Origin of the sequence: Kitasatospora dryopteridis (genome assembly GCF_050749075.1) — a bacterium.
In the GTDB taxonomy this organism is placed as follows: domain Bacteria; phylum Actinomycetota; class Actinomycetes; order Streptomycetales; family Streptomycetaceae; genus Kitasatospora.
Genome location: NZ_CP192749.1, coordinates 2517230 through 2543838 on the forward strand (window position 1 = coordinate 2517230; position 26609 = coordinate 2543838).

Here is a 26609-nt window from a genome sequence, read left to right on the forward strand (position 1 = left end):
GAACGCGCCGGGGCCGGGGGCGTGCGGGCTCAGAGCGCGCCGAGGGCGGCCAGGTACTCCTGCTCGTCGCGGGCGTCCGGCAGGCCGTTGACGACCGTCCAGCGCACCGCGCCGGCCTTGTCGATCACGAAGGTGCCGCGCACCGCGCAGCCCTTGGTCTCGTCGAAGACGCCGTAGGCGCGGGAGACCTCGCCGTGCGGCCAGAAGTCGGAGAGCAGCGGGTAGTCCAGGCCCTCCTGGTCGGCGAAGATCCGCAGCGAGAACGGCGAGTCGTTGGAGACCGCCAGCACCTGGACGTCGTCGTTCTGCAGGCGCGGCAGTTCCTTCTGGATCGCGCAGACCTCGCCGGTGCAGACACCGGTGAAGGCGAACGGGTAGAAGACCAGGACGACGTTCTTCTCGCCCCGGAAGTCGGAGAGCTTCACCAGCTCGCCGTGCTGGTTCTTCAGCTCGAAGTCCGGAGCCTGGGTGCCGACCTCGATGGCCATGGTGGGACCTTCCTCATCGTGGTGCCGCAGCCGCGGTGCGCGGCTGCGGGACAGGGGCATCCTCGCATCCGTCCGGGTGGCTTCGGCCGTTCGGGTGAGGATCGCGGAGGCCCGGCCCCATGGTTTCGCCCTCGGTGAACATCCGCACCGGCGGCAGCCACAAGGCGCGGCGGCATGCGGAAGGGCCCCGCTGGAGGATGCTCCAGCGGGGCCCTTCCGAGGTCGTGCCGTGCGGTCAGCGCTTCCCGGTGCGCGCGGCCTTCGGGGTGGCCAGGCGGGTGCCGGCCCAGTCCTTGGCGACCGCGACCGAGCTGGTCTGCGAGAGGCCGGCGGTCTTGGCCGCGTCGGCGATCTCGTGCGCCTCGACGTGGCCGTCGCGGCCGGTCTTGGGCGTCAGCAGCCAGATCAGGCCGCCCTCGGCGAGGTACTCCAGCGCGTCGACGAGGGCATCGGTGAGATCCCCGTCCTCCTCGCGGTGCCACAGCAGGACGCCGTCGGCGACGTCGTCGTAGTCCTCGTCGACGAGATCGCTGCCAGTGATGTCCTCGATGCCCTCGCGGAGCTCCTGGTCACAGTCTTCGTCGTACCCGAGCTCCTGGATGATCTGGCCCTCTTCGAAGCCGAGACGAGCTGCCGGGTTGGACTTGTCCGCGGGGTCCGCGGTCGCGCTCACGGGAATAACCTCCAGTATTCGGCTCGGCATCCATGCCGAGGCTGTGGGCGTAGTCCACACGTGCGCGGCGGTTCGCGCAAGTACCCGACACCCGATCCCACCCAAAGGTTGACGTGTGGAAGGGGGACACGCCGAGTGATGTGGTGCAAATCACACCCGTTTGCCCTTCTCTGTCCCGACCAATCATGCTTCGGGACCCACCCCCGGTCCAGCAGGCGCCGCACGCGTGCCCGAGATGCGAACGGCATTCGGGGTCACCGCTCCGGCGGGCGTAAAGTCTCCTGTTGGCCCTCAGCCCGACCGCCCTTCCGGGGCGGGAGGACACCAGGTCGGACCACCTCTTCGTAACACCACACCCGGGGGTGCGCAGAACGGGCGACGAAGCCCGCCGCACACCCCCCGACCGGCCCGCCCACCAGGCGGAACGGTTACCGATCGGTAGAGATGACGGATCTCCGAGTCGCGGTACACGATGGAGGCGGCGCGACACACCTCAGTTTCGACCGACAGTGAAGGAACAGCGTGGCTTCCGGATCCGATCGCAACCCGATCATCATTGGCGGCCTTCCGAGTCAGGTCCCGGACTTCGATCCCGAGGAGACCGCGGAATGGCTGGAGTCGCTCGACGCGGCCATCGACGAGCGGGGGCGTGAGCGCGCCCGTTACCTGATGCTCCGCCTGATCGAGCGCGCCCGCGAGAAGCGTGTCGCCGTGCCCGAGATGCGCAGCACGGACTACGTCAACACCATCGCGACCAAGGACGAGCCGTTCTTCCCCGGCAACGAGGAGATCGAGCGCAAGATCCTCAACGCGACCCGCTGGAACGCGGCCGTGATGGTCTCCCGGGCGCAGCGTCCCGGCATCGGCGTCGGCGGCCACATCGCCACCTTCGCCTCTTCCGCGTCCCTGTACGACGTGGGCTTCAACTACTTCTTCCGCGGCAAGGACGCCGAGGGCGAGTCCGGCGACCAGATCTTCTTCCAGGGTCACGCCTCCCCCGGCATCTACGCCCGCGCCTTCCTCCTGGACCGACTGTCCGAGCAGCAGCTCGACGCGTTCCGCCAGGAGAAGTCGAAGGCCCCCTACGGCCTGTCCAGCTACCCGCACCCGCGGCTGATGCCGGACTTCTGGGAGTTCCCGACCGTGTCGATGGGTCTCGGCCCGCTCGGCGCGATCTACCAGGCCCGGATGAACCGGTACCTGGAGCACCGCGGCATCAAGGACACCTCGGACAGCCACGTCTACGCCTTCCTCGGCGACGGCGAGATGGACGAGCCCGAGTCGCTCGGCCAGCTCTCCCTTGCCGCCCGCGAGGGCCTGGACAACCTGACCTTCGTGGTCAACTGCAACCTGCAGCGCCTCGACGGCCCGGTCCGCGGCAACGGCAAGATCATCCAGGAGCTGGAGTCGCAGTTCCGCGGCGCCGGCTGGAACGTGATCAAGCTGGTCTGGGACCGCAGCTGGGACCCGCTGCTCGCGCAGGACCGCGACGGCGTCCTGGTGAACAAGCTGAACACCACGGTGGACGGCCAGTTCCAGACCTACGCCACCGAGACCGGCGCGTACATCCGCGAGCACTTCTTCGGCGGCGACCTGCGCCTGCGCGCCATGGTCGAGAACATGTCCGACCACGAGATCCAGCACCTGGGCCGCGGCGGTCACGACCACCGCAAGGTCTACGCCGCGTTCAAGGCCGCCCGCGAGCACAAGGGCCAGCCGACGGTCATCCTCGCCCAGACGGTCAAGGGCTGGACGCTCGGCCCGAACTTCGAGGGCCGCAACGCGACGCACCAGATGAAGAAGCTGACGGTCGAGGACCTGAAGCGCTTCCGCGACCGCCTGCACCTGCCGATCACCGACAAGCAGCTGGACGAGGGCTACGCGCCCTACTACCACCCGGGCCGCGACTCGGAGGAGATCCAGTACATGCACGACCGCCGGCGCGAGCTCGGCGGCTACGTGCCGACCCGCAAGGTGCGCCCGCGCAAGCTGGAGCTGCCGGGCGACGACGCGTACAAGGCGGTCAAGAAGGGTTCCGGCAACCAGACCATCGCCACCACCATGGCGTTCGTCCGGCTGCTCAAGGACCTCATGCGGGACAAGGGCATCGGCAACCGCTTCGTGCCGATCGCGCCGGACGAGTACCGCACCTTCGGCATGGACTCGCTCTTCCCGTCCGCCAAGATCTACAACCCGCTCGGCCAGACCTACGAGTCGGTCGACCGCGAGCTGCTGCTGGCGTACAAGGAGTCCCCGACCGGCCAGATGCTGCACGACGGCATCTCCGAGGCGGGCTGCACCGCCTCGCTGATCGCCGCCGGCTCGTCCTACGCCACGCACGGCGAGCCGCTGATCCCGGTGTACGTCTTCTACTCGATGTTCGGGTTCCAGCGCACCGGCGACCAGTTCTGGCAGATGGCCGACCAGCTGGCCCGCGGCTTCGTGCTGGGCGCCACCGCCGGCCGCACCACGCTGACCGGTGAGGGCCTGCAGCACGCCGACGGCCACTCGCACCTGCTGGCCTCGACCAACCCCGGCGTCGTCGCGTACGACCCGGCGTACGGCTACGAGATCGCGCACATCGTGCAGGACGGTCTGCGCCGGATGTACGGCTCCAGCGCGGAGTTCCCGAACGGCGAGGACGTCTTCTACTACCTCACCGTCTACAACGAGCCCATCAAGATGCCGGCCGAGCCGGAGGGCGTCGACGCCGACGGCATCCTCAAGGGCCTGTACCGGCTCAAGGGCGGCGAGGCCGGCGCCATCCCGGCGCAGATCCTCGCCTCCGGCGTGGCCGTGCCGTGGGCCCTGGAGGCCCAGCGCATCCTCGCCGAGGAGTGGAACGTCAAGGCCGACGTGTGGTCCGCGACCTCGTGGAACGAGCTGCGCCGCGACGCCGTCGAGGCGGAGGAGTTCAACCTGCTCCACCCGGAGGAGCCGCAGCGCGTCCCGTACGTGACCGCCAAGCTCCAGGGCGCCGAGGGCCCGTTCGTCGCCGTGTCCGACTGGATGCGCGCGGTGCCGGACCAGATCTCGCGCTGGGTGCCGGGTGCGTGGCAGTCGCTGGGTGCGGACGGCTTCGGCTTCGCCGACACCCGCGGTGCGGCCCGCCGCTTCTTCCACATCGACGCGCAGTCGGTCGTCCTCGCGGTGCTCACCGAGCTCGCCAAGCAGGGCAAGGTCGAGCGCAGCGTGCTGAAGTCCGCGATCGACCGCTACCAGCTGCTCGACGTGGCCGCGGCCGACCCGGGCGCGGCCGGCGGCGACGCCTGATCCGCCGATCCGGCCCGGAGGGCCGGCCACCCCGCACGGGGTGGCCGGCCCTCCGGCGTTACCGGACACGCCCCTAGGCCACCGTGAAGGTGTTGAGGACGGTGGAGAACTGCTGCCTGGTGGCCGTCCAGTCGTCCTCGGGCGAGGACATGTAGATCGCGTACTCGGTGCCGTCCGGGGCGACGAAGGCCTGGTCGATCGCGTGCCGGGGCCCGCCCTGCCGGTCACTGAAGGTGAACTCCCACAGGGCGCCCTCGTAGCCCTGGTAGACGTTCGCCTGGAGGGTGAGGCGGGCGTAGTCCGGCTGGGCGGAGACGGTCTGCTCCAGCTCTAGGAAGTGCGCCTCGGGGGACTGCGTGGTGCCGGGCGCCACGCCGAAGCGCAGCAGGTGGACGCCGCCGTCCGGCGAGTAGTCGATCTGGCCGCCGGACTCGCTCCGGGTCCAGCCCTGCGGGACGGCCACCCGGAAGCCCGCCGGGTCGTCGCTCCAGCGGAAGCCCGCCGGCGCCGGGGTGCCGGTCGGTGTGGGCGTCGGGGTCGGCGTGGGGGTGGGGGTCGGCGTGGGCGTCGGGGTCGGCGTCGGCGTCGGCGTCGGCGTCGGGGTGGGGCTCGGCGTGGGAGTGGGGGTGGGAGTCGGCGTCGGCGTCGGGGTGGGGGTCGTCGCCGGGGAGGTCGTGGTGCCGGCGGCGGGCGGGGCCGGGTTGTCCGAGCCGCCGAGCAGGGCGAAGGCGAGCCCGCCGGCGAGCGCCGCCACCAGTACCGCCGCTCCGACGATCAGTGCCCTCCTGCGACGCCGGGCCCTGGCGGCCTCGGCCTCCTCCGGCGGCGGACCCGCCGCCGACGCCCCGGCGGCCGCCGCTCCGGCCGCGAGCGGCACCGCGGGCGACGGCGGCGGTGGGGCGGGCACGGGTGTCGGAGGGGTCTGCACGGTGGGCAGGCCGAGCACCGGGGTGGCCCGCTCGGTCGGCAGGTGGCCGGTGTGTCCGCCCGTGCCCGCCACCTCGTGCAGCACGGCCAGCGCCTCGCCGGCGGTGGGGCGCTCGGCCGGGTCCTTGCGGAGCAGTGCCGTCAGCACGGGGGCGAGCGCCCCGGCGTTCCGCGGCTCGGGCAGCGGGTCGGCGACCACCGCCTGCAGGGTGCTCATGGTGGTCGTCCGGTGGAACGGCGACTGCCCCTCGACCGCCGCGTAGAGCGTCGCTCCGAGCGACCAGAGGTCGGACTCGGGGCCGGGGCGGTGGCCGGTGACCCGCTCGGGGGCGACGTAGTCCGGCGAGCCGACGATGTCGCCGGTGCGGGTGAGGCCGGGCGAGCCGGCCAGCACGGCGATGCCGAAGTCGGTGAGGACGGCCCGGCCGCCGCGCTCCAGCAGGATGTTGGCGGGCTTCACGTCGCGGTGCAGGACGCCGTGCCGGTGTGCCTCGTCCAGGGCCGCGACCACCTGCTCGCCGATCCGGGCGGCGTCCCGGGGCAGCAGGGTGCCCTCGTCGCCGATCACCTCGGCAAGCGATCGGCCGTCGACCAGCTCCATGACGATCCACGGCCGGCCGTCCTCCTCCAGCACGTCGTAGACGGTGATGACGGAGGGGTGGTTGAGCATGGCGGCCGCCCGGGCCTCCTGCTCCATGCGGGCCTGGAGGGCGGGGAGGTCCTCCTCGGGGAGGCCGGCGACGCTCAGCTCCTTCACCGCGACCTCGCGGGCGAGCTTGCCGTCACGGGCGACCCAGACGGTGCCCATGCCGCCGCGGCCGAGGCGGCGCCCGAGCCGGTAGCGCCCGGCGAGAAGGCGGCCGCCCGGCGGAGTTAGTCGCCCGCTCGCCTCCGGGCCCTCCTGACCCGGCGCCGACACTCGTCGCTCCGTCGCTCCTTCGTCGCTCCCGCGCTCCTCGCTTTCGGCACCGGCGGGCCCTTCGGCTCGGGGCGGTGTCGCTCCCGCGCTCGTCCTCCCCGCCGCATCGACGGGCCCTTCGGCTCGGGGCGGTGTCGCTCCCGCGCTCGTCCTCCCCGCCGCATCGGCGGGCCCTTCGGTTCGGGGCTGGACTTCGTCCCCGCGCTCCTCGCTTTCGGCACCGGCGGGCCCGTCGGAGCCTTCGCCCGGGCCGCCGTTCGCCGGGGGGTCGCCGCCGTCCGCTGGGTGCATGGCCGTCCCCTGTGCCCCGTCCGAAGTCCGTCCCGCCGCTCCGGCCGGACGGCCCCGCCCGGCTCCCAGTCTGGGGCCGGTGCTCGGGCCCGGCGACCGGGAGCGGCGGGGCTGTAACGCTCCGCACCCGACCGGGAGCGGGCTCCCGGCCGGGTGCGGAGTGGGGTCGTACGAGGGCGTGCGCGGGGGTCAGATGTGGACGGCCGGGCCCGCCTCGTTGGCGCCGCGCTTGGTGAGCAGGCCGAGGGCGGCCGCGGCGACCGCGACCACGGCGGCCACCACGAAGGCGAGCGACATGCCGCTGACGAAGGAGGTGTGGACGGCGTTCGCCATCGCGTCCACCGCCTGCTGCGGGGTGCCCGCCGGGGCGGGCGGGGCGATGCCGAGCTGGGCGGCCTGGTTGAGGCCCTCGGCCTGGGCGCCCTGGACGGGCGGCAGGCCGGCCTTCGCCCAGTTCTCCGGCAGGACGTCGGTGACCTTGGAGGCCATCACCGCGCCGAGGACGGCGGTGCCGAGGCTGCCGCCGACCTGCATGGCGGCCTGCTGCAGGCCGCCGGCGACGCCGGAGAGCTCCAGCGGGGCGTTGCCGACGATGACCTCGGTCGCGCCGACCATGACCGGGCTCAGGCCGAGGCCCATCAGCACGAACCAGAGCGACATCACGCCGGTGCCGGAGTCGGTGTCGAGGGTCGACATGCCGAGCATGGCGGCGGTGGTGAAGAGCATGCCGGCCACGATCGGGATGCGCGGGCCGAGCTTGCCGATCGCGGCACCGGCCACCGGGGCGCCGACGATCATCATGCCGGTCATCGGCAGCAGGTGGACGCCCGCGTCGACCGGGGCCATGCCGTGCACGTTCTGCAGGTAGAAGGTGACGAAGAAGACGCCGCCGAAGAAGGCGAAGGCCATCAGCACCATGAGCAGGGTGCCGGCGGACAGCGGCACCGAGCGGAACAGGCTGAGCGGGATCAGCGGCTCCTTGGCCTTGGTCTGCCAGAACGCGAAGGCCGCCATCGCGAGCACCGCGCCGCCGAGGAAGACCAGCGTCGCCGGGTCGCCCCAGCCCCAGACCGGGGCCTTGATGATGCCCCAGACCAGCATGAACATCGCGCCGGAGAGCAGCACGATGCCGGGGATGTCGAAGGACTTCGCCGCGTTCTCGATCTTCACGTCGCGCAGGATCCACAGGCCGAGCGCCAGGGCGAGCACGCCGACCGGGATGTTGATGAAGAAGACCGACTCCCAGTTGACGTGCTCGACCAGCAGGCCGCCCACGATCGGGCCGGCCGCGGTGGAGGCACCGATCACGCCGCCCCAGATGCCGATCGCCATGTTGAGCTTCTCGGCCGGGAAGGCACCGCGCAGCAGGCCGAGCGCGGCGGGCTGCAGCAGCGCGCCGAACAGGCCCTGCAGCACGCGGAACAGGATGACCGTCTGAATGCTGCCGGCGAAGCCGATGGCGGCCGAGGTGGCGGCAAAGCCGGCCGCGCCGACCAGGAAGGTCGACTTGTGGCCGAACCGGTCGCCGATCTTGCCGGCGGTGATCAGGAAGACCGCGAGCGCCAGCAGGTAGCCGCTGGTCACCCACTGGATGTCGGCCGGCGAGGCGCCGAGGTCGGCCTGGATGGCCGGGTTGGCGATGGCCACGACGGTGCCGTCGAGGGCCACCATCATGACGCCCACGGCGACGGTGAGCAGGGTCAGCCAGGGGTGGCCCTGGAGGCCTCGGGCGCCGCTCGGCGGTGCCCCGGCGGACTGCGGGGGCGCGTCCGCCTTCCCGGTCTTGACGACGGACGAACTCATGATGCCCTCCGGGGGCCGGGTCGGACGAGGGTGACGGGGTGTGGCGCCGCGGGCCCACCCGTCCCCACGGCTGTCCGGCCCTGCGGCGCCACTCGCGGGAACATTATGTCAGCCACTGACATTAGGCAATTCATGCCGTACGTCTGGAACTGACATATGGCAGAGCCGCTATCGTGGTATCCGTCCCGCCCTGCCAGAAAGGCCCCTTGCATGGCCCTGCCGCTCACCCCCTCCCGCACCGGCAAGCAGGCCCCGTCCGACTGCCGGGTCCTCGGACTGCGCGAGCGGAAGAAGCAGCGCACCAGGGACTCCCTGGTGGCGGCCGCGCACGGGCTGTTCCTCAGCCAGGGCTACGCCCGCACCACCGTCGACGAGATCGCCGCGAACGTGGACGTCTCGCAGCGCACCTTCTTCCGGTACTTCGCCAACAAGGAGGAGGTCGCGCTCGCCGTCCTCGCCGACGCCGAGGACTACTTCGTCGACTGCCTGCGGCACCGCCCCGCGGAGGAGACGCCGCTGCAGGCCATGCGGGCCGCCATCACCCAGACCTGGCAGGTGCTGAGCCTGGACGAGGGCAGCGCGCCCGGCGGCGTCCAGGCCGCCCTCGAGCTGATCGACCTCATCGAGTCGACCCCCGTCCTGCTCGCCGCCCACCTGCGGCGCACCATCGAGCAGGAGGGCGTGGTGACGGCGATCCTCGCCGAGCGCGAGGGCCTCGACCCGGCCAGCGACGTCCGGCCCCGGGTACTGGCGGCGGCCTTCGGCGCGGTCATCCGGGTCTCCCACCTGTCCTGGACGGCGGACACCGCCGCCCACGCCGCCGGCCCCGACGGCATGATCGCCATCATCGAACGCCACCTCGACCAGCTCGGCCCCGCCCTCGCCGGCCCCTGGCGCAGCTGAGACTCACGGGGCCGACAAGGGGCACGGCTGCTTGTTGGTACCCGCGCCTAGGCTGGGCGGCATGGTGACGTTCGATCAGTTCCTGGAGATGGGCCTGGCCCTGCCCTCGGCCACCGAGCGGCTGACCTGGGAGACCGAGGTGACGCTGCGGGTCGGCGAGAAGATCTTCGCGATGGCCTCGCCCGACTCCGGCCGGGTTTGTGTCAAAGCCACCAAGGAGGAGCAGGCCGCCCTCCTCGCCGAGGCCCCGGAGACGTACAGTGTGGCTCCGTACGTGGGCCGGCACGGCTGGGTACTGGTGGATCTCACGCGGGTCGGCGCCGAGGAGCTGCGCGAGCTGGTCACCGAGGCGTGGCGCAGCATCGCGCCCAAGCGGCTGGTCCGGACGTTCGACGCCGAACGGGCAACCTGACGCCACGCCAGGTCCCTCGTGTGTGTGACCCATCGCACGGTTTAGACTCTGCTCACCTCCAGCTCGGGCGTTCTACCCTGGCTGGCATTGCAGTCGTACCACCGTCGGGCAAGGCCCGCTGTCACGGTCACCGGCCCGAGGGAGAGTACGCCCATGCAGCGCAGGCGGGTCAAGCGCATGCTGATAGGCGCTTTCGCCGCCTCCGCCGTCCTGTTGGACGCCGGGGCGGCCGCCGCACAGGCAGCCGCCTCCAACGAGCAGGTCGCGATCACCACTCCCCCGGCCGGCAGCGCCGCCTGGGTCGAGGACGAGTCCCTGGGCCGCCCGCTGCCCGACCCCGCCACCGCGAGCGCACCCGCGGTGGCCGCCTTCTTCGCGGGCCTGGACGAGGCCGAGCAGAACCGCCTCGCCGAGGTGTACCCGCTGGTCGTCGGCAACCTCGACGGCGTCCCGGTGGAGCTCCGCTACCGCGCCAACCGGATCGCGGCCACCGCCGAGCGGGACGCCGCCCGGGCCCGCTCCCGGGACGAGCGCCTCACCGCCGCCGAGCGGGCCGCGGCCGGTGTGCGCGCCGACGACACCGGGCGGCTGCTGAAGCCCGGCCGGCAGCTCCTCGCCTTCGACCCCCGCGGCCGCGGCCTGGTCAGCGAGGTGTACGGCGATCTCGCGACGGCCGACCGGGTCTCCGTCCTGGTGCCGGGCTCGGACGCCGACCTCGCCCACTTCGACCAGTCCGCGGACCCGCTGCGCGCGGTGACCGGCATGGCGCGGGCGCTGCTCGCCGAGGAGCGCAGGCAGGCCCCCGGAAGCCGGACGGCCGTGATCGCCTGGACCGGCTACGTGACCCCGTCCGGGCTGGGCCCCGACGCCGTCACCGCGCGGCTGGCCGAGGCGGCGGCCCCGCGGCTGCTGCGGCTGCTCGCCGGCCTGAAGGAGACCGGCCGCGCCTCGGCGCCGCCCACCCTGTTCTGCCACTCCTACGGCTCGGTGGTCTGCGGCACCGCCGCCCCTGCCGTCCGGGCCGGCGGCACCACGGACATCGTGGTTTTCGGCAGCCCCGGGATGGGCGTGGAGACGGCGGGCGAGCTGGGCCCGGGCGTCCGGGTGTGGGCGACCCGCAACCCCACCGACTGGATCGGCAACGTGCCGTACCTGGAGTTCGGCGGGTTCGGGCACGGCGCGGACCCGACCACGCAGGAGTTCGGCGCCGTCGAGGTCTCCTCGCAGGGCTCCAACGGCCACACCGGCTACTTCGCGGACGGCACGCAGAGCCTGCACAACTTCGGTGCCATCGCCCTCGGCGACTACGGGGACGTCACCCGCCGCCAGCCGTAGCACCCGCCTCCGGCGGCCCGTACAGGGCGAGCGCCTCGGCGGCCGCCCGGCGCAGCTCGTCCCGGACCCCGGGCGGGGAGAGCACCTCGACGTCGGCGCCGAAGGCCAGCAGGGAGCGGGCCGCGGGCAGGGCCCGGAAGCCGAGCACCGTCTGCAGCCAGGAGCCGTCGCCGACCGGGACCACCGGGGCGAGCACGTGGTTGGCGTGGATGCGCAGCACCAGGTCGGTCCGCTCGCGGCGGATGCGGACGGTCACCTCGACCTCGTCGGGTATCCGCTCGACCTGCTCCCGCAGTCCCTCCCACACCTCGGCGAGCTGCAGGCCGGGGCGTCGGCGCACCGGCTCGTCGAGGACCTCGGCGGTGAGCGTCCGATCGGCGCGGAACAGCCGCGGCGCCCCGTCCAGGTCGGCCGCCAGGTACCAGACGCCTGCCTTGTTGACCAGGCCGTACGGGTCCAGGGTGTAGTCGCTCGGCCCGCTCGCGCCGCTGTGGCGGTAGCCGAGCCGCAGCCTCCGGTCGGCGAAGACGGCGTTCTGCAGGACGCCGAGGTCGGCCCGGGCGGCGGGCTCGGGGCGCAGCCAGCGGGCCGGGTCGACCAGGATGCGCTCGCTGGTGGCCTCGGCGGCCGGGCGGTGCGGCGCGGGCAGTGCCGCCATCACCTTGCGCAGGGCGGAGCCGATCGCCTCGCCGAGGCCGAGCGCTTCGTGTGCGCCCTGGGCGGAGAGCACGAACAGTGCGCGGGCCTCGTCGCCGGTCAGGCCGGTGACGTCGGTGCGGTAGCCGGGCAGCAGGTGGATGCCGCCGTGCCGGCCGCGTTCGGCCCAGACCGGGACACCGGCCGCGGAGAGCGCCTCGACGTCCCGGTAGACGGTGCGGACGGAGACCTCCAGCCGTGCGGCGAGCTCGGGTGCGGTGACCCGCCCGCGGGTCTGCAGGAGCAGCAGGATCGACAGCAGTCGGTCGGCTTTCACCGGCCGAAGAATAGAACCTGACAGGGGATGTCAGGTATCCCGGGGAGAGTGTCCGCCGTCAGAACGTCCCTCCCACGAGGAGTTGTGCCATGGACACCACCGCAGACCCCCGCCCGCTGTACCTTCGCGCGCTCGGCCAGCTGGAGAAGCTCGCCACCGCCGTCACCCCGGAGATGCTGGAGCGGCCGACCCCGTGCAGCGCGTACGACCTGCGGGCGCTGCTCGGCCACACCGTGGGCGGGGTGCACCGCAGCGCGTACACCGGTGAGGGCGGCCGGGCGATGGACGTGGCCACCGCGGTGGGTGCGGTCGCGGACGACGACTGGGCGGGGGCGTTCGGCCGGGCCCGGGAGCGCTGGGCGGCGGCCTGGCGCGAGGACGCCGCGCTGGAGCCCGTGGTGGAGGTCCCGTGGGGGCGGGTGCCGGGGCGGCTCGCGGTGGGCGGCTATCTGATGGAGGCCGTCACCCACTCCTGGGACATCGCGCAGGTGGTCGACCCGGAGGCCACCCTGGACGAGGAGCTGGCGCACGTGGTGCTCGGTATCGCCCGGCAGGTCCTGCCGGCGGAGGGCCGCGGCGAGGGTGTGCCGTTCGGCCAGGCGCAGCCGGTTCCGGACGGCGCCGGGGTGTACGCGCAGATGGCGGCCTGGCTGGGCCGCTCGGTCTGAGCCCTGCGGTCCGGGCCGTGGGCGGCCGCGCCGTCGGGCGCGGCCGCCGCACGGGCGGGGGTTACTCCCGACCGGCCGAGGTGAAGGTCATGTCGGCGTAGCGGGTGCCGGTCACCCGGCCGGCGATCGGCTCCAGTTCGGCGAGCTCCTCCGCGGTCAGCCTCAGGCCGACCGCGGCGGTGTTCTCGGCGAGGCGGCTGCGCTTGCGGGTGCCGGGGATCGGCACCACGGTCAGGCCGTGCACCTCGGCGCGCTGGTGCACCCAGGCGAGGGCGACCTGCGCGGCGGTGGCGCCGCGGTCCGCGGCGATCTTCTGGATCGGGGCCACCAGGGCGGCGTTGCCCTCCGCGTTGGGGCCGGAGAACTGCGGGTGGTAGCGCCGGTAGTCGTCCGCACTGAGCTGCTCGGCGGCGGTGAACGCGCCGGTCAGGAAGCCGCGGCCGAGCGGCGAGTACGGCACGAAGGCGACCCCGAGTTCGGCGGCGGCCGGCACCGCGGAACGCTCGACGTCCCGCGAGAAGATCGACCACTCGGACTGCAGGGCGGCGATCGGGTGCACCGCGTGCGCCTCGCGCAGCTCGGCGCCGGTGACCTCGGAGAGCCCCAGGTGGCGGACCTTGCCGGCCTGCACCAGCTCGGCCATCGCGCCCACCGACTCGGCGAGCGGCACCTGCGGGTCGCGGCGGTGCATGTAGTAGAGGTCGATGACGTCGATGCCGAGCCGCTGCAGCGAGGCGTCCACGGCGCTGCGGATGTACGCCGGGTCGTTGCGGACGCCCCGGTACGTCGGGTCGTCGGCGCGCCGCTCGATGGCGAACTTGGTCGCCAGCACGACGCGGTCGCGGTTGGCCCGGACGAAGGGGCCGACCAGCTCCTCGTTGTGGCCCGAGCCGTAGACGTCGGCGGTGTCGAACAGGGTGACGCCCAGGTCGAGTGCGGCATCCAGGGTGGCCAGGGCCTCCGCGGTGTCCGTGGGGCCGTAGAACTCGCTCATTCCCATGCAGCCGAGGCCCTGGATGCCGACGACGGGGCCGTTGGTGCCGAGCGGTGCGGTGGGGAGGGTCATGCGCTCTTCTGCTTCCTGCCGGCCGCAGCGTCCGCGGGCCGTCCGGCCGGGGGGCCGAACGCGCCGTCGCCGGACGTGCGGGACGAATAGATGTCGATCTTGTAGTCGAGCACCGCGAGGGTGGCGTGCAGATCCGCGATCCGCTGCCGGACCTCCTCGCGCTGGGCGACGAGGATGTCCCGCCGTTCGCCCATGGTGTGGTCGCCTTCCCTGACCAGCTCCACGTAGCGCAGCATGTCCGCCACCGGCATCCCGGTGAGCCGCAGCCGGCCCAGGAAGGCCAGCCGGGCCAGGTCGGCCTCGCTGTAGCGGCGCTGGCCCGAGTGCGAGCGGTCCACCGGGTCCAGCAGACCGATCCGCTCGTACCAGCGCAGCGTGTGGGCGGTCAGCCCGGTGGTCGCGGAGACCTCGCTGATCGTGTGCCACTCCGGGCGCTCCACGGCAAGCGGTTCCTCGGCCGCCGGCTCCTCGTGACTGCAGGCGAGCGCGTCACGGAAAACGGCGGTGGAAGATGCGGACGTTGCCACGGTGGACCCCTCGGTGGTCGGCGACGGCTACGACGCTACTGAGTTCGAGCGCACTCCAAGCAAGCCTGCCACGCGCCCCGGTCCGGCGGACGGCTATCGTCGGCGCATGCAGAGCTTGCGGATGATCGAGGACTGGCCGGTGCCGAACGCGGCGGCCGCGGTGGTGCAGGGCGCGGACGGCGCGGTGCTGGGTGCGCACGGACCGCAGGAACACCTGTTCCCGTTGGCGTCCGTGACCAAGCTGCTCTCCGCGTACGCCGCCCTGGTCGCCGTCGAGGAGGGCGTCTTCGAGCTGGACGACCCGGCCGGGCCCGAGGGCTCGACCGTGCGCCACCTGCTCGCCCACACTTCGGGCCTCGCCTTCGACGAGCACCGGGTGATGGCTCAGCCCGGCACCCGCCGCCTCTACTCCAACGCCGGGTTCGACGTCCTCGCCGACACCCTGGAGAAGGCCTCCGGCATCCCCTTCGCCCAGTACGCGCAGGAGGCGGTCTTCCGGCCGCTGGGCATGCACGCCACGCTGATCAACACCGCCCACCGGGCACCGGCCGGCGCGGGCGGCCTGTCGACCGTCGCGGACCTGGCGTTGTTCGCCGCGGAGCTGCAGGCGCCGCGGCTGCTCGACCCGTCCACGCTGCACCGGGCCACCCGCGAGGTCGCCTTCCCGGGCCTCGGCGGCGTCCTGCCCGGCTTCGGCCACCGCCGCCCGAACGACTGGGGCCTCGGCTTCGAGATCCGCGGCACCAAGGAACCGCACTGGACGGGCGTCACCAGCTCCCCCGAGACCTTCGGCCACTTCGGCCAGTCCGGCACCTTCCTCTGGGTCGACCCGGCGGCCGGCGTCGCCGCCGTGGCCCTGACCGACCGCGACTTCGGCCCCTGGGCTGCCGAAGTGTGGCCCGGTTTCACCGACGCCGTCCTCGCCGAACTCCGCGGCTGAAACAGGCAAGCCCCCAGGGGCGCGGGGCACTGCGCAACCCAAAGATCGGCGCCCCTGCACTGCCTGGCACGGCAGTTCAGGGGCGCGGGGAACTGCGCGACACCGGAAGCAACGGACCGTCAGCCGCCCACGGCCAACTGCTGCACCCCGGAGCGCATGGACGCCCACCCCCACATTGCGCAGTTCTCCCCCAGCCTTCGGCCGGGAGGTACCCCCAGGGGCGCGTGGGGGTGCACCCGCCTCGCCACGCCCCTGAGGGTGTACTTCAGCCGAACTGCAGTGGTGTGTGCATCTCCCAGAGGAGGAGTTCGGCGCCGTCGGGGCCGGCCGTGGGGTCGGCGAAGGCGTCGCCGGTGATGCGGACGGCGTCGCCGGGTTCGAGGGAGCGGCCGGCGCCGTGCGGGCCGGGGACGGTGCGGTAGCCGAGCGAGCCCGCGGTGAGGTGGACGTACCGGTAGGGGGCCTCGGGGAGAGCGGGCAGCGACTGCCAGGGCCCGGCGGTGACGAGGTACAGGGCGGCGTCGGAGCGGCGCAGCCGCAGGGCGTCCGACGCGGCGTCACGTTCCATGCCGGAGGCCAGCAGGGTGAGTCCGTCCGCCGCGGGCTCGACGCGCCGCAGGCCGTACGCGGGTTCGGTGCCGAAGGCGTCCGGCTGGAGCCACATCTGGACGAAGCGGACGGGGGCGTCGGCACCGCCGGGGTTGCGCTCGGTGTGGCTGACGCCGGAGCCTGCGCTGAGGTGCTGGACCATGCCGGGCCGGACGATCCCGGCGTGGCCGTCGCTGTCGCGGTGGGCGAGGGCGCCCTCGAGGACCCAGGTGAGGATCTCGGTGTCGCGGTGGCGGTGCTCGTCGAAGCCCGCGCCGGGGGCGAGGGTCTCCTCGTTGCAGGCGAGCAGGGCGCCGAAGTGGGTGTTCTTCGGGTCGTAGTGCCCGGAGAAAGAAAAGGCGTGCCTGGTCTCGATGCCTTCGGCCGGGGTGGAGCGGTAGCGCTCGGGGGCCCGGCGGAGGTCGGCGCGGCCGCGGTCACGGGTCTCGGTCACGCGCTTACGGTAGCCGGTCCGCGGTGTCCGGCGGCCGGTCCGGCCCGGCGCGCCGGGAGGGCGAGCGGCGGGGGGTGTGCACGAGCACGCCGTGAGGTGAGGCAGTCTTGTTCCTGTGCCAGCCGCTTCAGCAAAACCCGACAGTGCAGAGCCCGACAGTGCGAGGGCCGACAAGAAGGCCGCCGCCCGCAAGGCGGCTCCGGCCGCGGAGTCGCCGCGCCCGCCGAGAGGCGGCCGGCTGACCGCGCAGGAGCGCCGACTTGCCGCCGAGCGGGCCGAGTTGCGTGCGGCGACGCTGAAACGGCTGGAGAAGTCCTCGGGCAAGCTGGCGACCGCCGCGATCTCGCGGATGGACGACCAGCTGTCCTGGTACCGCCGGATGCCGCCGGAGCACCGCTCGTGGATCGGGCTGGTCGCGCAGGCCGGCATCGCGGCGTTCACCGAGTGGTACCGGCACCCGGAGGCGCCGCAGGCCATCTCCACCGACGTCTTCGGGACGGCGCCGCGCGAGCTGACCCGGGCGATCACCCTGCGCCAGACGGTCGAGCTGATCCGCACCACGATCGAGGTGATGGAGGAGGCCATCGAGGAGGTGGCCGCCCCCGGCGACGAGGCCGGCATGCGCGAGTCGGTGCTGGTGTACGCGCGGGAGATCGCCTTCGCGACGGCGCAGGTGTACGCGCAGGCGGCGGAGGCCCGCGGCGCGTGGGACGCCCGCCTGGAGGCGCTGGTCGTCAACTCGCTGCTGTCGGGTGACGCGGACGAGGGCGTGCTGTCGCGGGCCGCCGCACTCGGCTGGGGGCAGCCCAGCCAGGTGCGGGTGGTCATGGGCAGCGCGCCGGACGGCGACAGCGAGGCGGTGGTGGAGGCGATCCGACGGGCCGCCAGGTACGCCAAGCTGCAGGTGCTGACCGGGGTGCTGGGGCGCCGGCTGGTCGTGGTGGTGGGCGGCGACAAGGAGCCGGTGCACACCGCGAAGGCGCTGATCGGCCAGTTCGCGCCGGGTCCGGTGGTGGTGGGCCCGAGCGTGCCGGACCTGCTGTCGGCGACCCGGTCGGCGCAGGCCGCCGCGGCCGGTCTGAAGGCGTGCGCCGCGTGGCCGGACGCGCCGCGGCCGGTGCTGGCCGACGACCTGCTGCCCGAACGGGCGCTGGCCGGGGACCAGGCGGCGAGACGCCAACTGGTGGAGGAGATCTACACACCGCTGGACGAGGCGGGCTCGGCACTCCTGGAGACGCTGAGTGTCTATCTGGAACAGGCGTCCTCGCTGGAGGGGGCGGCCAGGATGCTCTTCGTCCACCCGAATACCGTGCGCTACCGGCTGCGTCGTGTGACTGACGTCACGGGCTATGCTCCGTCCGACGTACGTTCGGCGTTCACCCTGCGCATCGCCCTTGCGCTGGGCCGTCTCGGAACGGTCGGCCAGCAGAGCTGACCGCGCTGTAGGGACTGCACAACCCGGCGTGCTTTTCTTCGTTGTCGTCGCCTACCCGTCCACGGGTGCCTGGCGAGAGAGGGTTGAACCGTGCTCGTAATCGTCGCCCCTGGACAGGGTGCTCAGACCCCCGGATTCCTCAGCCCCTGGCTCGAGCTGGACGGCGCCGCCGACCGGCTGCAGCAGTGGTCGCAGGTCGCAGGTCTCGACCTCGTCCGCTACGGCACCGAGGCCTCCGAGGAAGAGATCAAGGACACCGCGGTGGCCCAGCCGCTGCTGGTGGCCGCCGGTCTGCTGACCTCCGGCGTACTGTTCGCCGACTCCGACTTCGGCTCGCTGGTGTCCGGTGTCGCCGGCCACAGCGTCGGTGAGATCACCGCGGCCGCGCTGGCCGGCGTGCTGAGCGCCGACGACGCGCTGGCCTTCGTCCGCGAGCGCAGCCTGGGCATGGCCGAGGCCGCCGCGGTGACCGCGACCGGCATGACCGCCGTCCTCGGCGGCGAGCCGGACGTCGTCGCCGCCAAGCTCGCCGAGCACGGCGTGACCGCGGCCAACAACAACGGCGGCGGGCAGATCGTCGCGGCCGGCACCCTGGAGCAGCTGGAGGCGCTGAAGGCGGACCCGCCGGCCGGCGCCCGGCTGATCCCGCTGAAGGTGGCCGGCGCGTTCCACACCGAGCACATGGCCCCGGGTGTGGCCCGGCTGGAGAAGCTGGCGCCGACCCTGTCGGTGGCCGACCCGGCCGTCGCGTACGTCTCCAACAGGGACGGCGGTGTCGTCGCCTCCGGAGCCGAGGTCCTGGCCCGGCTGGTGTCGCAGGTGTCCAACCCGGTCCGCTGGGACCTGTGCATGGAGACCCTCCAGCAGCTCGGCGCGACGGCAGTGATCGAACTGTCGCCCGCCGGCACCCTCACCAACCTGGTCAAGCGCAACCTCAAGGGTGTGGCGACGCTGGCCCTCAAGACCCCTGCCGATCTCGACAAGGCCCGCGGGCTGGTCGCCGAGCACGGTGCTCAGGAGAACAACGGATGACAGCGCCCCAGATCAAGCCCGCGGCCGGTGCCGCCCACTCGCGCATCCTCGGGGTCGGCGGCTACCGCCCCGTCCGGGTGATCCCCAACGCCGAGGTCCTGAACTGGATCGAGTCCTCGGACGAGTGGATCCGCACCCGCAGCGGCATCGCCGAGCGCCGCTGGGCCGGCCCGGAGGAGACCGTCGCCGAGATGTCGGTGCAGGCCGCCGGCAAGGCGATCGCGCAGGCCGGCATCCGCCCGGAGCAGATCGGCGGCGTGATCGTGGCCACGGTCTCGCACCTCAAGCAGACCCCGGCGATCGCCACCGAGATCGCGGACCGGCTGGGCTGCGGCACCGCCCCGGCGTTCGACATCTCGGCCGCCTGCGCCGGCTTCGGCTACGGCCTGGGCCTGGCGGACGGCATGGTGCGCGGCGGCAGCGCCGAGTACGTGCTGGTGATCGGCGTGGAGCGGCTCAGCGACCTGACCGACACCTCGGACCGTTCGACCGCGTTCATCTTCGGCGACGGCGCGGGCGCGGCGATCGTCGGTCCGTCCGACACCCCCGGCATCGGCAAGGTGATATGGGGCTCGGACGGCTCCCAGCGGGACGTCATCTCGCAGACCCAGGCCTGGGACACCGCGTTCGCCAAGGAGGACGCCGTCAACGGCGTCGGCGACGAGGCCAAGTGGCCCGCGCTGCGGATGGAGGGCCAGTCCGTCTTCCGCTGGGCGGTCTGGGAGATGGCCAAGGTGGCCCAGCAGGCGCTGGACGCCGCCGGGGTCACCGCCGACCAGCTCGGCGCCTTCATCCCGCACCAGGCCAACATGCGGATCACCGACGCCATGATCAAGGCGCTGAAGCTGCCCGAGTCGGTGCCGGTCGCCCGCGACATCGCCGAGACCGGCAACACCTCGGCCGCGTCCATTCCGCTGGCCATGGAGCGCATGCTGGAGAGCGGTGAAGCCAAGAGCGGCGACCTCGCCCTCATCATCGGCTTCGGGGCGGGTCTCGTGTACGCCGCCGCAGTCGTTACTCTCCCCTAGGCATCACGCCCACCCCTGAAACCTGCGACGGTCCGCCGGACCGCTCGCTGTCAACACCGAAGAGGAGCAGCCGATATGGCTACCAAGGACGAGGTTCTGGAAGGTCTCGCCGAGATCGTCAACGAGATCGCCGGCATCCCGGCCGAGGACGTCGAGCTCGACAAGTCCTTCACCGACGACCTGGACGTCGACTCGCTCTCCATGGTCGAGGTCGTCGTGGCCGCCGAGGAGCGCTTCGACGTGAAGATCCCGGACGACGAGGTCAAGAACCTCAAGACCGTCGGCGACGCGGTGGACTACATCCTCGCCAACAGCTGAGCCCCCGCGGCCGGCAGGACCGGCCGCCACGGTCGGCCGGGGCGTCATCCCGCCCCGGCCGGCCGAATCCCCCACGGCCCCTCCGCCCCCTTGCACACGTGAGAGAAGAAGAACCAGTGACCGCTGAAAACCGCACCGTGGTAGTCACGGGTATCGGCGCCTTCACGCCGCTGGGCGGCGACGCCGCCTCGTTCTGGGAGGGCCTGCTGGAGGGCCGTTCCGGCGTGGCCGCGCTGACCGAGGAGTGGGCCGCGGAACTGCCCGTCCGGATCGCCGCCCGCACGGCGGTGGACCCGGCCGAGGTCCTGCCCCGTCCGCTGGCCCGCAAGCTGGACCGCTCGGCGCAGTTCGCGCTGATCGCCGCGCGCGAGGCCTGGGCCGACGCCGGCTACGAGACCCCGGCCACCGACGAGTCCTCCAAGCTCGCGCCCGAGCGCCTGGGCGCCGTGATCGCCTCCGGCATCGGCGGCGTGACCACCCTGCTCGACCAGTACGACGTGCTGAAGGACAAGGGCGTCCGCAAGGTCTCCCCGCACACCGTCCCGATGCTGATGCCGAACTCCCCCGCGGCCAACGTGGGCCTGGAGGTCGGCGCGCGCGCCGGCGTGCACACCCCCGTCTCCGCCTGTGCCTCCGGCGCCGAGGCGATCGGCTACGCGATCGAGATGATCCGCACCGGCCGCGCCGACGTCGTGGTGGCCGGCGGCACCGAGGCGGCGATCCACCCGCTGCCGATCGCCGCGTTCGCCAACATGATGGCGATGTCCAAGAACAACGACGACCCGCAGCGCGCCTCCCGCCCGTACGACAAGGCCCGCGACGGCTTCGTCCTCGGCGAGGGCGCCGGCGTCGTGGTGCTGGAGTCGGCCGAGCACGCGGCCGCCCGCGGTGCCCGTGTCTACTGCGAGGCCGTCGGCCAGGGCCTGTCCTCGGACGCCCACCACATCGCCCAGCCGGAGCCGACCGGTGCCGGTGTCGCCCGTGCGATCGCCGACCTGTTCGAGCGCAGCGACCTGGACAAGGCCGAGGTCGTGCACGTCAACGCGCACGCCACCTCGACCCCGCAGGGCGACACCGCCGAGGTGAAGGCCCTCGCCAAGGAGCTCGGCGAGCACCTGGAGCACGTCGCCATCTCCGCGACCAAGTCGATGACCGGCCACCTGCTGGGCGGCGCCGGCGGCATCGAGACCGTCGCGACCGTGCTGGCGCTGCACCACCGCACCGCCCCGCCGACCATCAACGTCGACGACCTGGACGACGAGATCGACGCGGACATCGTCCGCGGCGAGGCGCGCAAGCTCCCCGCCGACGGCCGGATCGCCGCCCTGAACAACTCCTTCGGCTTCGGCGGCCACAACGTGGTCCTCGCCTTCCGCACCGTCTGACGGAGCCCGTTCGGCCCACCACATCAGGGGCGCGGGGAACTGCACGGGACGGAAGGGCACTTCATGTGTCCTCCCGCCGGGCAGTTCCCCGCGCCCCTCGTGGTCTTCCGGTCACACCACCTGGTGGAGCCACCGGACCGGCGCACCCTCGCCCGCGTAGCGGAAGGGCTCGAGTTCGTCGTCCCAGGGCTTGCCGAGCAGCCGGGCGAGTTCGGTCTCCAGGTCGCTGCCCTCGTTCTTGGTGCGGAGCAGGACGGCCCGCAGCCGGTCCTCCGGGATCAGGATGTCGCCGTGGATGCCGGTGACGGCGTGGAAGATGCCGAGGCTCGGGGTCGAGCTGTAGCGCTCGCCCTCCGCCGTGGCGCAGGGCTCGCTGGTGACCTCGAACCGGATGAGCTGCCAGCCGCGCAGCGCCGAGGCCAGGCGCGAGGCGGTGCCGGGCTCGCCCTGCCAGGAGAGCTCGGCGCGCCAGTGGCCGGGCGCGGCGGGCTGGCGGATCCAGTCGAGGCTGACCCGCACGCCGAGCACCCCCGCGACCGCCCACTCGACGTGCGGGCACAGCGCGCGGGGCGCGGAGTGGATGTACAGGACACCACGTGTCGTCACCGGGACCTCCAGGCTGTGGACGAGGGTCGCCTTCCCCAGCTGCCTCGTACCTGTCGCCGGCAGGTACTCCGTACCACCGTGAAGCTCAACTTACTCGACATTAGGTAATCAAATTGAGCAAAACGGACAAGCTTTCACCTAATGCTAGTCGAATCCACCATGAGGTCCACCCCCTTGCCCATGCACTCCCCCGAACGGACCTATTCCGTCCGGAGACGCACCATCACCCCCTCGAGCGGCGGGTGATGACACCCCGTCGGGTCGCGCACCAGGGCGGACGCACCTTCTGCCTGCACACGAACCACCCCCGCGGCGACGTGCCACGGGGGTGGGCCATGACGGGGCGTCAGGCGCTCAGAGCTTGACGACCATCTTGCCGGTGTTGTCGCCGCGGAGGAGGCCGAGGAAGGCCTCGGCGGCGTTCTCGACGCCCTCGACCACGGTCTCGTCGTAGCGCAGGCTGCCGTCCTTCAGCCAGCCGGCGACCTCGGCGACGAACTGCGGCTGGAGCGCCGCGTGGTCGCGCACGATCATGCCCTGGAGGCGCAGCCGCTTGCCGATGGCGAGCGCCAGGTTGCGCGGGCCGGCGGGCGCGGAGGTCTCGTTGTACTGGGCGATGGCGCCGCACAGCACGGCCCGGCCGTGCAGGTTGAGCGCGCCGATGGCGGCCTCGAGGTGGTCGCCGCCGACGTTGTCGAAGTAGACGTCGATGCCCTCGGGGGCGGCCGCGGCGAGCTGCTCGGCGACCGGGCCGTCCTTGTAGTTGAAGGCGGCGTCGAAGCCGTAGTCGCCGACGAGCTTGGCGACCTTGTCCGCGGAGCCGGCCGAGCCGACGACCCGGGCGGCGCCCTTGAGGCGGGCGATCTGGCCGACCAGCGAGCCGACGGCGCCGGCCGCGCCGGAGACGAAGACGGTGTCACCCTCCTTGAAGGAACCGACCTCGAGGAGTCCGGCGTAGGCGGTGAGGCCGGGCATGCCGAGGACGCCGAGGTAGTACGAGAGCGGCGCGGCCGAGGGGTCGACCTTGACGCTCTGCGCGGCAGGCAGGGTGGCGTACTCGCGCCAGCCGAGGCCGTGCAGGACGGTGTCGCCGACCTCGAAGCCCTCGGCGGCGGAGGCGACGACCTCGCCGACCGCACCGCCGTCCATGGCCGCGCCGATCGCGAAGGGCGGCACGTACGACTTGGTGTCGTTCATCCTGCCGCGCATGTACGGGTCCACCGAGAGATAGGTGTTGCGGACCAGGATCTCGCCCGGGCCGGGCTGCCGGACGGGGGCCTCGACCAGCGCGAAGTCGGTCGGCACCGGGGCACCGACGGGGCGGGCCGCCAGGTGCCACTCGCGGCCGGTGGTCGGGATGTCCTGCTCTGCCATTGCACTGCCTCCGTGTCGTGGCCACCTGAAATGTTGACCTACTAAAGCAATCGTGGACATGAATAGTTCACATTGTCAAATGTTCAGGTACCATGGACCCCATGGAGACGCAGCAGCCGCCCATCGACCCCGTCACGCTGGAGGTCACCGACCTCATGGCGAGCCTGGTCGGGATCTTCCACCGCGAGTACGAGGAGGCCGCCGCCGCCCGCTCGCTGACCGGCGCACAGGCCAAGGTCCTCGCCCTGCTGCGCCGCGGCCCGATGCCCATGCGGCACATCGCGCAGACCCTCAGCTGCGAGCCGTCCAACATCACCGGCATCGTCGACCGGCTGGAGTCCCGCGGGTTCGTCACCCGCGAGGCCGACCCGCAGGACCGCCGGGTCAAGCTGGTCGCCGCCACCGGTGCCGGCACGGCCGCCTCCGTGGAGCTGCGGGAGTCCCTGCACTTCGCCCGGGAGCCGCTCGCCGCCCTCGCGCCGGAGGAGCGCCTCCAGCTGCGCGACCTGCTCCGCCGGATGCTGGAGGGCGCCACGCCGCCCGCGTGACGGCGCAGCGCCGCCGCCGAGGGGGTGCCGGACGGGTTCGCGCGGAGAAAATCCGCACCTGATCCGGTCGGCGTGTAACCGAACGGCCCGCCAGGCCGTCTCAGAGGTGGGGGCACACAGGAGTGCCGGCCATTCCGCTTTTCGGGCCGGGCACGGCCGTACAGAGAGCAACTGTGTGATGACCGACAAGAGCCGACCTGCCGCGGCCTCCCGCAGCACGGGCCGCCGCCTGGCGCGGATCGCCGGCGCGACCGCCGCCGTCCTGGTCCTGGCGACCGCCGGCGCCGGCGCCTGGTTCTACCACCGGCTGGACCAGAACATCAGCACGTTCTCCGCGGACGGCGTCGCCACCAGCCGTCCTCCGGCCGGCCCCACCGCCTCCGGCGGCGGTCGCCCGGTCAACGTGCTGCTGCTCGGCTCGGACACCCGCACCGACGGGAACAGCTCGCTGGGCGGCGGCGAGGAGGGCGTGGGCCACTCGGACACCGCGATCCTGCTGCACGTGTACGCCGACCACAAGCACGCGGTCGGCGTCTCCATCCCCCGCGACACCCTGGTCACCGTCCCGCCGTGCAAGCTGCCGAACGGCTCCTGGACGAGCGAGCGCACCAACCAGATGTTCAACTCGGCGTTCACCGTGGGCCTGTCCCCCGAGGGCAACCCGGCCTGCACCCAGAACACCGTGGAGGCGCTGACCGGCCTGCGGATCGACCACACGATCGTGATCGACTTCAAGGGCTTCGCCGCGATGACCGACGCGGTGCACGGCGTCGACGTGTGCGTCCCCAACGACGTCGACTCCTACGGCATACACCTCACCAAGGGCCGCCAGACGCTGAGCGGCCGGCAGGCGCTGGACTACGTCCGCGCCCGGCACGGCTTCGGCGACGGCTCCGACATCGGCCGGATGAAGCGCCAGCAGGCCTTCCTCTCCTCACTGATCAAGAAGGTGCAGGGGCAGGGCTTCGACCTCACCACCCTGCTGCCGCTCGCCGACGCCGCGACCAAGTCGCTCACCGTCGACCAGGAGCTCGGCAGCGCCATGAAGCTGGCCACCTTCGCCCAGTCGCTGCAGGGCATCAAGCTCGCCGACATCACCTTCGTCACCGTGCCCTGGGAGTACGCGGGCGCGCGGGTCGCCCTCGTCCACCCGGACGTCGACACCCTCTGGGAGCTGCTCCGCCAGGACCGCACCCTGGACGGCCGCAGCACCGCCCCGGCCACCACCGGCACCCCCTCGCCCGGCGCCCCGTCGGGCGGTCCGGCCTCGCCGTCGGCCTCGGCCCCGCAGTCCGCCGCCCCGTCGCCCTCCCCCGGCCAGACCCGGGCGCCCGAGCCGGACGCGACGGCCGTGCAGGTGACGGTGCACAACGCCTCCGGTGCGGCCGGCAGCGCGGGCCGGGCCGCCACCGCGCTCAAGGCCCACGGCTACCGCGACGTCGTGGTCGGGGCGAACACCAAGGGCCGGTCCACCACCACGGTCGGCTACTCGTCCGGGCACCGCGCGGCCGCCGAGCAGCTCGCCGCGCTCTACCCCGGCGCCACCGTCCGGCCCGACGCGGACGCCGACGGCCTGGTGCTGACCCTCGGCCAGGACCACGCGTCCGGCGACACCTCCGGCCCCGTCACCACTCTGCCGAGCAGCATCCCGACCGGCATCACCGGCAACGCCCGCCCGGCCGACAGCGACCTCTGCGCCGACCTCAGTTACGGCTGACGGCCGGCCCGTCCGGCAGCCCGGTGACCACCAGCGTCACCCGGCTGCCGGGCGCGATCCCGCCGCCCGCCGCCAGCCCGTGGACGGCCTGCAGCGCCTTGGCCACGTACCGGCGCTCCAGGCCGATGCCGTGCCGCTGCTCGAAGCCGGCCGCGAACTCCTCCAGTGCGGCCGGCACCCGCCCGTAGCCGCCGCCGTGGTGGCCGTGGTCGATCCGCCAGTTGTCGAACTCCCGCCCGTACGCGGCCCGGTGCAGCGCGGCCACCTCCTCCTCCAGGTAGCCCTCGCCGCGGAGCACGGCCACGCCCAGGGCGCGGGCGCCGGGCGGCAGTCCGGCCGCGATGCCGGCCAGGGTACCGCCGGTGCCGACCGCGCAGCACACCACGTCCCGCTCGCCGAGGTCCCCCAGCTCCGCCGGCAGGGCCGCCGTCCCGCGGACGGCGAGCGCGTTCGAGCCGCCCTCGGGGAGCACCAGGCAGCGCCCCCAGCGCTGCACCAGCGGGTGCCCCCGGGCGCGGACCAGCTCCCGGTAGGCGCTGCGGGCGACGAAGAGCAGTTCCATGCCGTCCGCCTCGGCCGCCGCCAGCGAGGGGTTGCGCGGCCGGTCGGCGAGCTCCTCGCCGCGGACGATGCCGACCGACGCCAGCCCGAGCGCCCGGGCTGCGGCGGCGGTGGCCCGCAGGTGGGTGGAGTACGCGCCGCCGAAGGTGACCAGCCGGGTGTGCCCCTCGGGCAGTGCCCGCTCCAGGTTGGGGGTGAGCTTGCGCCACTTGTTGCCGGGCACGGTGGGGTGCAGCAGGTCGTCGCGCTTCAGCCGGAGTTCGACGCCGGCCCTGGCGAGCACCGGATCGTCGACCGCGGTGAGCGGGGTGGGCAGGTCGGCGGGCAGCGGCACCGTGCCAGGATAGGCGGCCGCGCGGGGAGCC

General features: G+C 73.0%; 24 protein-coding genes. 13 read left to right on the forward strand and 11 right to left on the reverse strand.

Translation table 11 applies throughout. The annotated features are described in order from the left end of the window. Window positions 1-29: 29 nt before the first annotated feature. Both ACQ614_RS11460 and ACQ614_RS11465 read right to left on the reverse strand, forming a co-directional pair. Window positions 30-488: a peroxiredoxin gene (locus ACQ614_RS11460; protein ID WP_363489936.1), complete on the reverse strand. Its 459-nt coding sequence runs from the start codon at window positions 486-488 to the stop codon at window positions 30-32. Between the two features lie 235 nt (window positions 489-723). Continuing rightward, window positions 724-1161, reverse strand: coding sequence for a DUF3052 domain-containing protein (locus ACQ614_RS11465; protein WP_363489934.1), 438 nt, complete (start codon window positions 1159-1161; stop codon window positions 724-726). A 522-nt stretch (window positions 1162-1683) separates the two neighbouring features. On the opposite strand from ACQ614_RS11465, the gene aceE reads away from it, so the two are divergent. Then, window positions 1684-4434 (forward strand): pyruvate dehydrogenase (acetyl-transferring), homodimeric type, encoded by a 2751-nt coding sequence (gene aceE / locus ACQ614_RS11470; protein ID WP_431678385.1) that lies wholly within the window; start codon window positions 1684-1686, stop codon window positions 4432-4434. Window positions 4435-4507: 73 nt separating this feature from the next. On the opposite strand, the gene ACQ614_RS11475 is transcribed toward aceE, so the two are convergent. Both ACQ614_RS11475 and ACQ614_RS11480 read right to left on the reverse strand, forming a co-directional pair. Beyond that, the gene (locus tag ACQ614_RS11475; protein WP_431678387.1) at window positions 4508-6280 is read right to left on the reverse strand and encodes a serine/threonine-protein kinase; all 1773 of its coding nucleotides are present in this window, start codon (window positions 6278-6280) and stop codon (window positions 4508-4510) included. Window positions 6281-6760: 480 nt separating this feature from the next. Next, window positions 6761-8374 (reverse strand): MFS transporter, encoded by a 1614-nt coding sequence (locus tag ACQ614_RS11480; RefSeq protein ID WP_431678388.1) that lies wholly within the window; start codon window positions 8372-8374, stop codon window positions 6761-6763. A gap of 210 nt (window positions 8375-8584) precedes the next feature. On the opposite strand from ACQ614_RS11480, the gene ACQ614_RS11485 reads away from it, so the two are divergent. The 3 genes from ACQ614_RS11485 (at window position 8585) to ACQ614_RS11495 (ending at window position 11024) form a co-directional block, all read left to right on the forward strand. Then, window positions 8585-9277 carry a TetR/AcrR family transcriptional regulator gene (locus tag ACQ614_RS11485; protein ID WP_431678389.1) on the forward strand — a complete coding sequence of 231 codons (693 nt, stop codon included), beginning with the start codon at window positions 8585-8587 and terminating at the stop codon, window positions 9275-9277. A gap of 61 nt (window positions 9278-9338) precedes the next feature. Then, window positions 9339-9689 (forward strand): MmcQ/YjbR family DNA-binding protein, encoded by a 351-nt coding sequence (locus tag ACQ614_RS11490; RefSeq protein ID WP_431678391.1) that lies wholly within the window; start codon window positions 9339-9341, stop codon window positions 9687-9689. A 153-nt stretch (window positions 9690-9842) separates the two neighbouring features. Next, window positions 9843-11024, forward strand: coding sequence for an alpha/beta hydrolase (locus tag ACQ614_RS11495; RefSeq protein ID WP_431678392.1), 1182 nt, complete (start codon window positions 9843-9845; stop codon window positions 11022-11024). Here ACQ614_RS11495 and ACQ614_RS11500 read toward each other — a convergent pair. Next, complete coding sequence (locus ACQ614_RS11500) at window positions 11005-11997, reverse strand: helix-turn-helix transcriptional regulator (protein WP_431678393.1); 993 nt, start codon at window positions 11995-11997, stop codon at window positions 11005-11007. The two genes, ACQ614_RS11495 and ACQ614_RS11500, sit on opposite strands and share 20 nt — an antisense overlap. A gap of 89 nt (window positions 11998-12086) precedes the next feature. Between ACQ614_RS11500 and ACQ614_RS11505 the strand changes: the two genes are divergently transcribed. Further along, complete coding sequence (locus ACQ614_RS11505) at window positions 12087-12665, forward strand: TIGR03086 family metal-binding protein (protein ID WP_431678394.1); 579 nt, start codon at window positions 12087-12089, stop codon at window positions 12663-12665. Window positions 12666-12726: 61 nt separating this feature from the next. On the opposite strand, the gene ACQ614_RS11510 is transcribed toward ACQ614_RS11505, so the two are convergent. Both ACQ614_RS11510 and ACQ614_RS11515 read right to left on the reverse strand, forming a co-directional pair. Next, on the reverse strand, window positions 12727-13731 hold the full coding sequence (locus tag ACQ614_RS11510) for an aldo/keto reductase (protein WP_431678396.1): 1005 nt from the start codon (window positions 13729-13731) through the stop codon (window positions 12727-12729). Next, complete coding sequence (locus ACQ614_RS11515) at window positions 13728-14171, reverse strand: MerR family transcriptional regulator (protein WP_431678397.1); 444 nt, start codon at window positions 14169-14171, stop codon at window positions 13728-13730. Before ACQ614_RS11515 ends, ACQ614_RS11510 begins: the two co-directional genes overlap by 4 nt. A 193-nt stretch (window positions 14172-14364) precedes the next feature. Between ACQ614_RS11515 and ACQ614_RS11520 the strand changes: the two genes are divergently transcribed. Beyond that, complete coding sequence (locus ACQ614_RS11520; RefSeq protein ID WP_431678398.1) at window positions 14365-15198, forward strand: serine hydrolase domain-containing protein; 834 nt, start codon at window positions 14365-14367, stop codon at window positions 15196-15198. 265 nt (window positions 15199-15463) lie between these two features. On the opposite strand, the gene ACQ614_RS11525 is transcribed toward ACQ614_RS11520, so the two are convergent. Further along, a complete protein-coding gene (locus ACQ614_RS11525; RefSeq protein WP_363489912.1) occupies window positions 15464-16240 on the reverse strand; it encodes a pirin family protein in 777 nt (258 codons plus the stop codon). Between the two features lie 238 nt (window positions 16241-16478). Between ACQ614_RS11525 and ACQ614_RS11530 the strand changes: the two genes are divergently transcribed. From ACQ614_RS11530 to fabF, 5 genes are all read left to right on the forward strand, one after another. Then, window positions 16479-17675, forward strand: coding sequence for a PucR family transcriptional regulator (locus tag ACQ614_RS11530; protein ID WP_431683895.1), 1197 nt, complete (start codon window positions 16479-16481; stop codon window positions 17673-17675). A gap of 90 nt (window positions 17676-17765) precedes the next feature. Then, the gene (locus ACQ614_RS11535) at window positions 17766-18707 is read left to right on the forward strand and encodes an ACP S-malonyltransferase (RefSeq protein ID WP_431678399.1); all 942 of its coding nucleotides are present in this window, start codon (window positions 17766-17768) and stop codon (window positions 18705-18707) included. After that, window positions 18704-19735, forward strand: a complete 1032-nt coding sequence (locus ACQ614_RS11540) for a beta-ketoacyl-ACP synthase III (protein WP_431678400.1) — start codon at window positions 18704-18706, stop codon at window positions 19733-19735. The genes ACQ614_RS11535 and ACQ614_RS11540 overlap by 4 nt, the downstream gene beginning before the upstream one ends. Window positions 19736-19810: 75 nt before the next feature. After that, window positions 19811-20053 carry an acyl carrier protein gene (locus ACQ614_RS11545; RefSeq protein WP_095874994.1) on the forward strand — a complete coding sequence of 81 codons (243 nt, stop codon included), beginning with the start codon at window positions 19811-19813 and terminating at the stop codon, window positions 20051-20053. 116 nt (window positions 20054-20169) lie between these two features. Then, entirely contained in the window at window positions 20170-21438 is a 1269-nt protein-coding gene (gene fabF, locus ACQ614_RS11550; RefSeq protein ID WP_431678402.1) for a beta-ketoacyl-ACP synthase II, read from the forward strand. Between the two features lie 111 nt (window positions 21439-21549). Here fabF and ACQ614_RS11555 read toward each other — a convergent pair whose 3' ends face one another. After that, a complete protein-coding gene (locus ACQ614_RS11555) occupies window positions 21550-22044 on the reverse strand; it encodes a DUF3145 domain-containing protein (protein WP_363490060.1) in 495 nt (164 codons plus the stop codon). 354 nt (window positions 22045-22398) lie between these two features. Then, window positions 22399-23418 (reverse strand): NADP-dependent oxidoreductase, encoded by a 1020-nt coding sequence (locus tag ACQ614_RS11560; protein ID WP_431678404.1) that lies wholly within the window; start codon window positions 23416-23418, stop codon window positions 22399-22401. A gap of 101 nt (window positions 23419-23519) precedes the next feature. On the opposite strand from ACQ614_RS11560, the gene ACQ614_RS11565 reads away from it, so the two are divergent. Next, window positions 23520-23966, forward strand: coding sequence for a MarR family winged helix-turn-helix transcriptional regulator (locus ACQ614_RS11565; protein ID WP_431678405.1), 447 nt, complete (start codon window positions 23520-23522; stop codon window positions 23964-23966). 178 nt (window positions 23967-24144) lie between these two features. Then, complete coding sequence (locus ACQ614_RS11570; protein WP_431678406.1) at window positions 24145-25683, forward strand: LCP family protein; 1539 nt, start codon at window positions 24145-24147, stop codon at window positions 25681-25683. On the opposite strand, the gene ACQ614_RS11575 is transcribed toward ACQ614_RS11570, so the two are convergent. Then, a complete protein-coding gene (locus ACQ614_RS11575) occupies window positions 25670-26578 on the reverse strand; it encodes a 1-aminocyclopropane-1-carboxylate deaminase/D-cysteine desulfhydrase (RefSeq protein WP_431678407.1) in 909 nt (302 codons plus the stop codon). The genes ACQ614_RS11570 and ACQ614_RS11575 overlap by 14 nt on opposite strands. Between the last annotated feature and the right edge of the window lie 31 nt (window positions 26579-26609).